At 70.9% G+C, this 12117-nt stretch carries 7 protein-coding genes, 1 tRNA gene and 2 rRNA genes (1 of these 10 cut by a window edge); 7 read left to right on the forward strand and 3 right to left on the reverse strand.

From position 1 onward, the window contains the following. The 3 genes from WMF42_RS12340 to WMF42_RS12350 form a co-directional block, all read left to right on the forward strand. Positions 1 to 479: ribosomal RNA gene (locus WMF42_RS12340) — 23S ribosomal RNA — on the forward strand (it extends 2531 nt beyond the left edge of the window). Positions 480 to 607: 128 nt separating this feature from the next. After that, positions 608 to 724 (forward strand): 5S ribosomal RNA (gene rrf, locus WMF42_RS12345). Positions 725 to 1208: 484 nt separating this feature from the next. Next, a complete protein-coding gene (locus WMF42_RS12350) occupies positions 1209 to 3332 on the forward strand; it encodes a biosynthetic peptidoglycan transglycosylase (RefSeq protein ID WP_437691999.1) in 2124 nt (707 codons plus the stop codon). Between the two features lie 139 nt (positions 3333 to 3471). Here WMF42_RS12350 and WMF42_RS12355 read toward each other — a convergent pair whose 3' ends face one another. The 3 genes from WMF42_RS12355 to WMF42_RS12365 all read right to left on the reverse strand — a co-directional run bounded on the left by WMF42_RS12355 (position 3472) and on the right by WMF42_RS12365 (position 5500). Continuing rightward, complete coding sequence (locus WMF42_RS12355; RefSeq protein WP_061612982.1) at positions 3472 to 3921, reverse strand: nucleoside deaminase; 450 nt, start codon at positions 3919 to 3921, stop codon at positions 3472 to 3474. A gap of 104 nt (positions 3922 to 4025) precedes the next feature. Next, positions 4026 to 4099, reverse strand: a tRNA-Arg gene (locus tag WMF42_RS12360). 822 nt (positions 4100 to 4921) lie between these two features. Beyond that, a complete protein-coding gene (locus tag WMF42_RS12365; protein WP_437692001.1) occupies positions 4922 to 5500 on the reverse strand; it encodes a hypothetical protein in 579 nt (192 codons plus the stop codon). 160 nt (positions 5501 to 5660) lie between these two features. Here WMF42_RS12365 and WMF42_RS12370 point away from each other — a divergent pair, with 160 nt between their 5' ends. From WMF42_RS12370 to WMF42_RS12385, 4 genes are all read left to right on the forward strand, one after another. Next, positions 5661 to 6431: a redoxin domain-containing protein gene (locus tag WMF42_RS12370; protein ID WP_267888160.1), complete on the forward strand. Its 771-nt coding sequence runs from the start codon at positions 5661 to 5663 to the stop codon at positions 6429 to 6431. A 38-nt stretch (positions 6432 to 6469) separates the two neighbouring features. Next, the gene (locus tag WMF42_RS12375) at positions 6470 to 7873 is read left to right on the forward strand and encodes a VWA domain-containing protein (RefSeq protein WP_061612979.1); all 1404 of its coding nucleotides are present in this window, start codon (positions 6470 to 6472) and stop codon (positions 7871 to 7873) included. 16 nt (positions 7874 to 7889) lie between these two features. Then, entirely contained in the window at positions 7890 to 9422 is a 1533-nt protein-coding gene (locus WMF42_RS12380) for an acyl-CoA carboxylase subunit beta (RefSeq protein WP_437692004.1), read from the forward strand. A 96-nt stretch (positions 9423 to 9518) separates the two neighbouring features. Beyond that, positions 9519 to 11954 carry a S8 family serine peptidase gene (locus tag WMF42_RS12385; RefSeq protein WP_437692006.1) on the forward strand — a complete coding sequence of 812 codons (2436 nt, stop codon included), beginning with the start codon at positions 9519 to 9521 and terminating at the stop codon, positions 11952 to 11954. Positions 11955 to 12117: the final 163 nt, after the last annotated feature.

The following is a 12117-nucleotide window of genomic DNA, read 5'->3' on the forward strand; positions in this document are numbered from 1 at the left end:
CATCGGATAAAAGGTACTCTGGGGATAACAGGCTGATCGCGCCTGAGAGTTCATATCGGCGGCGCGGTTTGGCACCTCGATGTCGGCCCATCGCATCCTGGGGCTGGAGCAGGTCCCAAGGGTTCGGCTGTTCGCCGATTAAAGCGGTACGCGAGCTGGGTTTAAAACGTCGTGAGACAGTTTGGTCCCTATCTGCCGTGGGCGTAGGACACTTGAGAGGAGCTGCCCATAGTACGAGAGGACCTGGGTGGACGTACCTCTGGTGTTCCGGTTGTCCTGCCAAGGGCATAGCCGGGTAGCCATGTACGGAACGGATAACCGCTGAAAGCATCTAAGCGGGAAGCCGGCCTCAAGACCAGGTGTCCCGGACCGCAAGGTCCCTAAAGACCCCTCGTAGACCACGAGGTTGATAGGCCGGGTGTGGAAGCCGAGCAATCGGAGGAGCTAACCGGTACTAATAGGTCGTGCGGCTTGACCATACTTCTAAGGCAAACATCGAAGCGTCGCGCCCGGAGTTCGGGTGACGAGCAGCGTGACACAGCTGGCCCAGCGTAGAGCATCGCGAGAAGCGAGCTCCGCGGGTTCCGATTGGACGCACCCACAAGTTTCCGGTGGTGATATCGAGAAGGCTACACCCGATCCCATACCGAACTCGGAAGTTAAGCTTCTTGGAGCCGATGGTACTGCCAGGGCAACCTGGTGGGAGAGTAGGACGCCGCCGGGATTTTCTTTCGACCTGCGCACAGGCATCGCCGTGCGCAGGTTTTTTTTTGTCTTCTCGCAGCCGTTCCGCGTTCTAGCCGCAGGCCGGGCGCGAACCGCCTACGGCGGTCGCCGGCGGCATGAGGCGCGCTCTGAACCGCACGACTCCGCCGTGAAGAGCGGCCCTCCCCGCGCTGGCCGAGGAATACCCTCCGCGGCGGTCTATCATCTGATTTCTCCCGGCGGCCGAGCGTTGCTACCCTAGGGGAACCTTGGGACCCAAGCGCTGGAAACTCGCCGCGGGCGTCGGTGGTGCCCTCGGCTGCGGGCTCATCGTGGGGTTTGCGCCCTTTGTGCGCTACCGCGCGGAGCAGGCTGCTGGTGGATATGGGGCATCGCTCGCGATCGAGCAGGTTCGGCCCACGTGGAGCGGCGTTTCGCTCAAAGGGGTGGACGTCCGGCTGCGTGGCGCTCCGAGCATTTTGATCCGCCTGGAAGAGGTGGACGTGTCCCTCGGGCTCGCGGAGCGTCGGGTGGCCATGCGCGGGGGAACCATCTCGGCCGTCGGCCCGCGCGACGCGATCCTTCACGAGCTGGAGACGTGGCGCGCTGGGCTGCCCGCGGGTCGCCCCGGTACCGCCTCGACAGGCGGCGGGAGCACCGAGCTGGAGGGGCTAAGGCTCGTCTGGAGCGACCGGGGCGAGGCGCCCACCGAGAGCCTGTCCGCGGCCGGAGTGCGCCTGTCGCGCGCCGAAGGGCGAACGGCCATCTCCGCCCGGGAAGCGATGCTGTCCCTCGGACGTGCGGCGTTCTCGGTCCGCGAGGGCCGGCTGGTGCTCGTCCGGGAGCAGGCGCGGTATCAGGTCAACGAGCTGTCGGCTGCGGCCATCGACGCCGAGGTCGCGCTTCCGGCGATCGAGCCCGAAAAGCAGGTGGCGCCCGAGCGCGGCGGCAGCACCCGGCCGGCACAGGTCACGAGAGCAGCGGACGACGCCGCCGGGGACGACGCGGGCCAGAACCGCGGGGCTGTGATCCGAGAAGCCCTCCTGCGAACGGCCCGCGGGGTCGACCTGGCGCTCGGTGACGAGGCCAAGGTGGACGTGGCAGGGGTGACCGCGCGGCTCAAGCGCGACGTCGACATGCTCAACCTGGGGCCCGGAAGCCTCGCGGTGCGGCGGGAGGCAGGCGCCCTCGTGGTGGAGCTCTCGCCTGGAGAGGCGGCGATCCCGGAGGTCGGCGCTGACGCCCAGCAGGCGCTCACGTTCCGGCTCCGCGTGCCGATCAGCGACGCGAAGGAGGTCCCGCAGGAGATCGTCGCGGACGTGCAGGGAGGACCCATCTGGCTGTCGACCCTCGGCGTCCACGAGGGCGACATGGGGCTGTTCGATGTGACGCGCACCTCGATCGTCAGCCGCGCGCGGGTGGTCCTGTCGGCGGACGGCCAGACGCTGGGCATCGACGGTGAGGGGAGGTTGAAGAACCTCTCCCTGCGGAGCACGGCCCTGGCCGACGAGCCCATCGCCGGCCTGGATCTGGCGTGGCGGGCAAAGGCAAACGGCAAGCTTGATGGGTCGAAGATCACCGCAGAGGACGCCGAGATCGACCTCGGCGCGCTGAGGTTGATCGCGCGGGGCGAGTACGAGCGCGCCGGCGCTTCACATCGGATCCGCGGCAGCTTCGAGGTCCCCCTCACGGCCTGCCAGTCGATGCTGGACTCGGCGCCGAAAGGGGTCGTGGCGAAGCTCCACGGAATGCGGCTCGCCGGCTCGTTCGGGATCGAAGGGAAGCTCCGCTTCGATACCGCCAGCCTGGACAGGACATTCTCGCTCGACTGGGGCATCTCCAACACCTGCCGCGTGACCGAGATGCCGCCGGAGCTGAGCGTCGACCGCTTCAAGCGCGCGTTCAAGCGCTTGGTCTATGGGCCCGGTCGCCAGCGCGTGGAGATCCAGTCCGGGCCGGGGACCGCCGAGTGGGTCCCCTACGAAGATATCTCTCGCTTCATGGAGGTCGCCGTGCTGACCACGGAGGATGGCGGCTTCCATCGACACCACGGGTTCGACGAGGAGGCCATCAAGAACTCGATCCGCGAGAACCTCCGCAAGAAGAGGTTCGTGCGGGGGGCGAGCACGGTCAGCATGCAGCTCGCCAAGAACCTCTACCTCGAGCGGACCAAGAGCGTGGCGCGCAAGCTCCAGGAAACCCTGCTCACGATGTACCTCGAGCAGGAGCTGACCAAGGAGCAGATCATGGAGCTCTACCTGAACGTGGTGGAGTTCGGGCCGCTGGTCTACGGCATCGGCGCTGCCGCGCGGCACTACTTCAACGCGTCGGCCGCGCAGCTCTCGCTCGGACAGGCGCTCTACATTGCGTCCATCCTGCCGAACCCGAACGTGCAGCACTTCGGCGCGAACGGCGAGGTGACGCCTGCGTGGAGCGGGTACCTGCGTAAGCTCATGCAGATAGCGCACAGGCGTCATCGGATCTCCGACGAGGAGCTCGAGAAGGGGCTGCAGGAGACCGTCGTGCGAGGCTCGCCAGCGCCTCACCTGGCGCCGCGGCAGCCCGCCGGGGAAGGCAGCGAGGAGAGGCCGGAAGACGAGCTGGGCGACGCCTGGACAGGGCCATGACCCGCGCCGTGCGCGGAACGGGCCCGGTCGCTCTCCAGGCGTGCGGCGCTCCGTCGTGCCGGGCATGCGACGAGCTACGCCTGGAATCGGCGATGCCCGACCGCCAGCCCTCTGCCTTCGGACCGCGCGGACCTGGCGGTCAGCGCTTGAGCGCAGCGGCCCGGAGCTTCGCGAAGAAGGAGCGAAGCAGGCCGGCGCACTCGTCCGCGAGCACGCCCGACGTGACAGCGAAGCGATGGTTGAGCCGATTGTCACGGCCGATCGTGAAGAGCGTATCCACCGCTCCCGCCTTCGGATCCGGGCAACCGTAGACAAGCCGCGCAATCCTGGCATTCACGAGCGCGCCCGCGCACATGGGGCACGGCTCCAGCGTCGCGTAGACCGTCGCTCCCTCGAGCCGCCACCGGCCAAGCTGCCTGGCCGCTGCCCGGAGCGCGTCCACCTCGGCGTGCCCGGTCGGATCCTGATCGATCTCGCGCCGGTTTCGGCCGCGCGCCAGCACAGCCCCGCTCGCATCGACGATCAGCGCGCCCACCGGGACGTCACCGGACGCTGCCGCAGCCTCGGCCTCCGCGATCGCCTCGCGCATCCGCAGCTCGTCGACGTCGTCCTCCGCTCGTACGGCGGCGGAGAGGAGCACCTCTGCTCCGTCATCCATTGCAGGTCTCGGGAACTGTCACACAACCGATCAGGCGCGCCCAGGAAGATTCGAACTTCCGACCCCCGGCTTCGTAGGCCGATGCTCTATCCAGCTGAGCTATGGGCGCTCTGGTAAAGGCAAGCAACAAGACGTGGCTACGCCACCGCACTCTCGCGTCGCGCTCAGTTGCGCGAAGTGAGTGCCGGCGTTTATACGCCCCCGAGCGCGCTGTCAAAGGAAAAGTGATGGGCCGGAAGCGGGCCCGCTCCGGCGTGCGGCTTCCGGGGACGAACGCGGCCCCGTTTCTCGCTGCTCCCGGCCGCCGGGCACCTCGCCTCCAGGGAGCTGAGGATGAGCCGGGTGGCTGAGAGCTTGCCCGCTGATCCGACCCGGTGAGGCCGGGCGAGCGAGCTGCGCAGTGCTCTGAGCCGCTGCCCATCGAGCCGACCGGCCGGGGCAGCGCTGGACAAAAACATGGCGCGCGGCGATTCCATCGAGGAATGGCCGCGCGCTTTCAAACGCTCTCGAACGGCAAGGCAAAGATCGAGTGAGGCGAGAAGCGGAGCGCAGACCAAGCTGAAGGAACGGAAGCAATCGTAAGCCAAGCAGCAGCCGAGCTATCGACGAGGCGAGATAAGCGCCAGCGAACGACCAAGCACAAGCGAACGAGGCCCTCAGGAGGTGAGGAAGACCGCGCGACGCTGCAGCCCACAGCGAAGAGCGCGGCCAATTCCGCCTTGAGCAGCCTCTGTGCCATTTCGTCGCGTCGTCCGCGGCGCACTTCCCGGCGCGCGACATCCGGCGGAATCATGACGTTTCGCAACGGTTTCTTCAGGGGTTACGAGCTCCAGAGCGGTCCAGGCTCGGGCAACGATGTCGCGTCGGAATCCGTGCTTCGCAATGTTTGCAGACCAAGGCCAGCAATGCCGCTGGCCTGCGACGCGGTGCGCTATCGCGGGCCGCCAAAGAGGTGATCGTGCGGGGCGTCAGCGTGGCAACGCTTGCAGAGCGGTAAGGCGCCGCGGTGCGTGGATGTGCCTTGAGGCGTCAGGATGACGTACTCCCAGTCGCCGCCGTCGGGGTCGTAGCCGGCTGGCCGCTTCACCATGGCCAGGAGCGTCACGGGCTCTGTCGAGCCTGCCGGGTAATGGAGCTCGACCACGGCGGCGCCGGGCAGGAGGACGTGATCCGGGCCAAGCACCGGGTACGGGGAGGCGGCCGCGTTGATCCGCACCTCCCCTTCCAGCTCGCCGGTGAAGTGCTGGGAGCGAGCTCGGTCGGTGGCGCGCTTGAAGCTCGCGAGCTGCGGGGCGAGCTCCCAGGCGGCGGGCTCCGCGGCGGGGGATGCGGCGGGCGCTGCGGCCGGCGCGCGCGGCTCGGCGATGGGGCTGGAGCCGCCCTCGATCCACGCCGTCGTCTCCGCGGCATGGCCTGGCGGGCGAGGCGGCGGCGCACAGCCGAGCGGCAAGGGCGCCCACCCCGAGGGGGACCGCGCCGCGGTCGCGAGCACGGCCGACGTCAGAGACACGGCTGCGAGCGCGCTGCGTGCAGAGAGGCGGGGTCGAGACCGGGACCGCACCGGTCGAGATGCTACACTGCCCAGGATGCACCTGGCCTCTTCCAGGCGAGGCCGCGCGTGGCGCGCCCTCTTCGCTGCAACGCTGGTCGCGCTGTCAGGCGCCGCGCTGATGGGAGGAGCCTCACATGCGGCAGCCGAGGAAGCGTCTCGCCGCGCCTGGCTGGGCGTGGAGCTGGAGCCCGGTCCGGCCGGAGGGGTGGTCGCGAAGCACGTGATCACCAGCTCGCCGGCGGCCAAGGCGGGCATCGTGGACGGGGACCATGTCGTCGCGGCAGATGGCGTCCCGCTCGAGGACCCGAAGCAGCTCGTCGCGCGGGTCGCCCTCGCGGGGCCGGGCAACGTGGTGAACCTCCGGATCCGGCGCGGCGGCCGAGAGCGGGACGTCGTGCCGACGCTCGTGCCGTTCCCCGGGCACGATCAGATCCTGCGCCTCGACAAGATCGGCACCTTCGCGCCGGTGTGGAAGTCGCTCACCACCGTCGCGGGGACCGTCCCGGCCAACGTCGGGGCCCTGCGTGGAAACGTGGTGCTGCTCGATTTCTGGGCGACCTGGTGCGCGCCGTGCCGCCTGATGGCCCCGCAGCTCTCGAAGTGGCACGCGACGTACGCCGCGCAGGGGCTGCGGGTCGTCGGCGTGACGAGCGACAACGTCGGCGTCGCGACGAAGACCGCGCAGGCCCTCTCGATGCGCTACGCGGTGGCGTCGGACGCCTCGGAGTCGACCTCCGCGGCGTACGGCGTCAAGGCGCTCCCCACGATGTTCGTGATCGACAAGAAGGGCGTCATTCGCGAGGTGCTGGTCGGGTACGACCCGTCGCGGCACGCCGAGGTCGAGAAGCTCCTTCAGGCGCTGCTCGCGGAGCCCGCGCCGTCGCCGTGACGGCCGCGGGGTCGCGGCCGTCCTCCGGGTAACCCGCCATGCTGCTCTCCATCGACGAGTTCCTGTGGGCGCTGCGGCGCGACGGATTCGCCGTGTCCACGGCGCAGGCGATCGACGTCGCGCGCGCCTGCGAGCTGGTCGGGTTCGGCAGCCGGGCGGCGCTGCGGGACGCCATCGGCGCGGTGGTCGTCGACCGCGCGGCCGACCTCCGCCGGTATCACGCCTCGTTCGACCGCTTCTTCTCGCCCGAGGGCGCGCACGTCGGGGACCTCTGGGCGCGCCTGCGGGAGCGCGGGTTCTCGGAGGGCGAGCTGTCGGCCCTCCGCGATCTGCTGAACGCCGCGGCGGAGCGCAGCGGCGTCTCCGGCGACGCGATCGGCTTCCAGGCGCTCGCCGGGACCGCGGGGGAGCTCGAGCGCGCGCTCCAGTCGGCCGGGATCGCGCGCGTGCTCGCGCCGATGACGAGCTCGCTCCAGGTCGGGTTCTTCGCGCAGCGGGTGATGGACCAGCTCGGGGTGCCGGCCGTCGCGAGCGCGCTGCGGCGGATCCGGAGCGCGCTCGAGGAGGCGCTCGGCGAAGAGCGGGGAAGGGCGCTCGCAGAGGCGCTCGGCGCGGAGATGGAGCGGATGCGGCACCGCGTGCGCGAGCACGTGACGCTGGCGCTGCGGCGCTTCGACGGCGACGAGCGCGCGACCCCGGGCCGCATGGATGTGCCGTTCGCCTCGCTCGGCGAAGGCGAGATGGAGGAGGTGCGCCGCGCCGTCCGGGCGCTGTCCGAGCGGCTCCGCGGCGCCGAGCGGGTCAGGCGGCGCCGCGCGCGGCGGGGCAGGATCGATCCCCACCGGACCCTGCGGCGCAGCCTCCAGACGGGCGGGGTGCCGTTCCACCCGGCGCGGCGGGCGCGCCGGCGCGACAAGCCGCGCCTCATGGTCCTGTGCGACGTGTCGGACTCGGTCCGCGTCGCCGCGCGGTTCATGCTCGAGTTCGTCTGCGCGGCGCAGGAGCTCTTCGATAGGACACGGTCGTTCGTCTTCGTGAGTGAGCTCGCGGAGACGACCGAGCTCTTCGCCGCGCTGCCGACGAGCTCGGCGCTCGAGCGGATCCAGCGCGGCGAGGTGGTGAGCCGCGCGCACAATTCGAACTACGGGCGCGTCCTCAGCGCCTTCGAGGAGCGCCACGGACGTGAGGTCGACAGGCGGGTGACCCTGGTGATTTTGGGCGACGGCCGCACGAACTACTTCGCGGACCAGGCGGAGGTCGTCAGGAGGCTCCGCGACCGGGCGCGGGCGCTGCTCTGGCTCTGCCCCGAGGGGCCCGGCGCCTGGGGTACGGGGGACAGCGCGATGCTGCGCTACGCCGCGGCGTCGACCAAGGTGCTGGTGGCCCGGACCGCGCGGGAGCTCGAAACGGCGGCGCGGGAGGTGGTCGCCCGGCGCGCTTAGGGCTATGGGTCGCGCCATGTCGCTCGATCAGAAGCTGCGGGAGCTCACGGCGCGCATCGAGAAGGGGGGCGCGCAGAAGTACCACGACAAGAACGCGGAGCAGGGCAAGCTGTTCGCGCGGCAGCGCGTCGCGCTGCTCCTCGACGAAGGGAGCTTCATCGAGGACGCGGCGCTCGCCAACGCGATGGATCCCGAGCTGCCGGCCGACGGCGTCATCACGGGCACCGGGACGATGGGCGGGCGCCCCGTGTGCGTGATGGCGAACGACTCGACCGTGAAGGCCGGCTCGTGGGGGCGCCGCACCGTCGAGAAGATCCTGCGCGTGCAGGAGACCGCGCGGCGCCTCCGGTGCCCGCTGCTCTACCTCGTCGACTCGGCGGGCGCGCGGATCACCGACCAGATCGAGATGTTCCCCGGGCGGCGCGGCGCGGGCCGGATCTTCTACAACCAGGTCGAGCTGAGCGGCCTGGTGCCGCAGATATGCCTGCTGTTCGGCCCGTCGGCCGCAGGCGGCGCGTACATCCCGGCGTTCTGCGACGTCGTGTGCATGGTCGAGAGCAACGCGAGCATGTACCTGGGCTCGCCGCGCATGGCGGAGATGGTGATCGGCGAGAAGGTCACGCTCGAGGAGCTCGGCGGCGCGCGCATGCACTGCTCGGTCTCGGGGTGCGGGGACGTGCTCGTGAAGACCGAGGAGGAGGCGATCGCGTTCGCGAAGCGCTACCTCGCGCTCATGCCCCAGAGCTCCGCGGAGGCTCCATGGCGCGTCGAGCCGCGGCCGGAGAAGGCGGGGCAGCGGCCGCTCGAGGACGTCATCCCCGCCGACGAGAACAAGCCGTTCGACATCATGGCCGTCATCGACGCCATCATCGACGAGGGCAGCTTCGTCGAGATCAAGAAGCTCTACGCGAGGGAGATCATCACGGGGCTCGCGCGCATCGAGGGGCGCGCGGTCGGGATCGTCGCGAACCAGCCGAAATACAAGGGCGGCGTGCTGTTCGTGGACTCGGCCGACAAGGCGGCGCGGTTCATCTGGCTCTGCGACGCCTTCAACATCCCGCTCCTGTACCTCGCGGACGTGCCCGGCTTCATGATCGGGACCGTCGTGGAGCGGCAAGGGATCATCCGGGCCGGCGCGAAGATGATCGCCGCGGTGAGCGAGGCGAGCGTGCCGAAGCTGTCCGTCATCGTGCGCAAGGCGTACGGCGCCGGCCTCTACGCGATGTGCGGGCCGGCGTTCGCGCCGGACGAGTGCATCGCGCTGCCGTCGGCGTCCATCGCCGTCATGGGGCCGAGCGCCGCGGTGAACGCCGTTTACTACAACAAGATCCAGGCGATCCCGGCGGGGCCAGAGCGTGAGGCGCTCGTCCAGAACCTGCGCGACGAGTACCGGGCCGACGTCGACCTGGAGAAGCTCGCGAGCGAGCTCGTGATCGACGCGGTCATCCCGACGGCAAGCCTCCGCCGCGAGGTGGCGCGCCGCTTCGAGCGGTACGCCGGCAAGGTCGAGGAGCGGCCGCGCAAGAAGCACCTCGTGCCGCCTGTGTGAGCGGCGCGCAGCGCGTGGGCGGGCGGCGTTGCGCGCGCGGCAAGGACGGCGTGCTCGGCGGCGCGGCCGCGCGTGAAGGTGATGTAGACTCGCCCCGTGCTCGCCCGCAGACTTCCGCTCTCCCTCGCGCTGCTCGGCCTCGCTCTCGCGGCGGGTGAAGCGCGCGCCGACGCCCCGGCCCCGGCGATGGCGCGCCTGCTGCGACCGCGCGCGGGGCGGCATCCGCTCGCCGATCCGCGCGGGCGCATCCCCGTGCTGGTGCCGCTGCCTGCGGGCGCCGACGCGCGGTCGCTCGGGCTGCTCCCGGTCGCGCCGGGCTTCGGGACCGTCCGGCTCGCGCCCGGCAACGTCGGCGCCTTCTCCGCCGCGCATCCGGAGCTCGCATTGCTCACGGGGCCGCCGCGGCGACCGCTCCTGGATCGGTCCAAGGTGTGGATCCGGGTCGAGCAGTACCGGCGGGCCACCGGCGCCGATGGCAAGGGGGTGGTCGTCGGCGTCGTCGACACCGGTATCGACGTGACCCACCCGGATTTCCGGGACGAGAACGGCAAGACGCGGATCCGATGGATGCTGCAGGCCGGAAGCCCCAGAGGGCTGCACGCGTCGCTCGAGCAGACCTACGGGTGCGATGACCCGGACCAGTCGCCGTGCGCGATCGTCTCCGACGTGGACATCGACGCCCTGCTCACGAAGGGCGAGCCGGGGCTCCTCCGCGACATCACGGGGCACGGCACGCACGTCGCCTCCATCGCGGCGGGCAACGGCGGGCCGATGGTGGCGGAGCGGCCGCGGTACGTCGGGGTAGCGCCAGCGGCCACGCTGATCGTCGCGGCGCCGTCGCGACCGGGCGAGGGCTTCGACGATCCGGACATCCTCAAGGCGGTGCAGTTCATCTTCGACCGCGCCGATGAGCTGAACATGCCGGCGGTCGTCAACCTGAGCGTGGGGAGCGACTTCGGGCCCCACGACGGGACGAGCCCGCTCGAGGCCGGGCTCGCCGCGATGGTCGGCAGCGCGCACCCCGGGCGGGCGATCGTTGTCGCGGCCGGCAACAGCGGCGCGCTGTACGAGGTCGACGGCGCAGGACCGATGGGGATCCACACGGAGGCGCACGTCTCGCCGCACGCGGAGACGCGGGTGCCCATCCGAACGCCGAGCGCGTCGAGCGGGCAAGGATACGTGTGGATCACCTTCCGGCCTGGCGACGAGGTGTCGGTCGGCCTCGAGGGACCGGGCGGCGAGGCGTGGATCGGCCTGGTCGATCCCGGGCATGACGCGGGTTACACGGGCGACGACGGCGAGACGACCGGCGCCGTGATCAACCGGCTCGCGAACGGGAAGTCGCCCATCACCGCGGACACGAACAGCGCGGTCGTGGCGTTCAGCGGGGCGTGGAAGGCCGGCGAGTTCGCCATCCGTCTGAAGGGCCGCGGGGACGCGCAGCTCTGGGTGACGGGGCTCGGCGACGTCTCGCCGTCGCACGACCTCGGGCTCCTGTTCACGCGCGGCATCAAGCAGGGCACGATCAACGTGCCCGCGAGCCACCCTGGCCTGCTCGCCGTGGGGTGCACCATCAACCGCGTCCGCTGGAAGCCGCAGGGGACCAGCGACAGCGTGCTCCTCATGAACCTCGACGGCGAGGCGATCCACGAGGACAGCGCCTGCTATTTCAGCGCGGCCGGCCCCACGCCGTTCGGCGTGGCCAAGCCCGAGATCAGCGCGCCAGGCGGCCTCGTCGCGGCGGCCATGGGGAGCGGGGTGGACCCGCGCGAAGGGCACGGAGGGCTGTTCGACATGCCCGGGTGCCCCGACGACGTGCCCTGCTTCGTCGTCGACGACTTCCACGCGATCGCCTCGGGCTCATCGATGTCCGCGCCGCAGGTCGCGGGCGCGATCGCGCTCCTCTTCCAGATCGACCCGAACCTGAGCCAGGCCGAGGTCACGGAGGTGCTCCAGGCGGGCGCGCGGTATCCGAAGGGCGACGTGCCGCTCGACGCGCAGCTCGGTCCTGGCGTGCTCGATCTCGAGGGCGCGCGCCTGGCGCTGCAGGAGGCCGGGGCGAGGGGCAACGAGCCGGCGTTCGACCGGAGCTGGTACGTGCTGTCGAGCGCTTACGCCAGACCCGACCCGTCATGGCCGGTCTGGGGGACGATCGAGATGCGGCGCCCGGACGGCTCGCCGCTGGGGGGCGGCGACGGGAAGCTCACTGTCTCGCTCCGCGGCGGGGTGATGCACACGCCGCTGCGGCAGGTGCGCCGCGGGCTGTGGCAGTTCGCTGTCGCCGCGCCCCGCGGCTCGGGCGGATCCACGCTGACGGTCGACGTGCTCTACGACGGCGTCTCGCTCGGCGCGCGCGAGCTCCCGGTCGGGAGCGACGTGTGGATGGCCAACGGGGAGCTCGGGGCGGCGAGCGGCGCGTGCTCCTGCGCCGCGGCCGGCTCGGATCGCGGGCTCCCGTCGAGCCGGGTGGCGTGCGGCCTCGCGGGCGCCCTCGCCGCGGCCATCGCCGCGCGCCGGCGCGGCCGCGGCTGAGCGCCGCCGCGGCCGAGCCGCGCCGGTGCCCGGCGACCGAGGTCGTCGTCGCGGCTTCACGTCCGGCTGCCATGCGGCGCCGTCCGTGTCACCGTGGCCGGGCGGCGGGGCGGGGTAGACCACGACGGCGATGCAACAGGACGCGATGGAGAAACGGGTAAGC

It is taken from the genome of Sorangium sp. So ce176, assembly GCF_051519835.1.
GTDB classification, from domain to species: domain Bacteria; phylum Myxococcota_A; class Polyangia; order Polyangiales; family Polyangiaceae; genus Sorangium; species Sorangium cellulosum_G.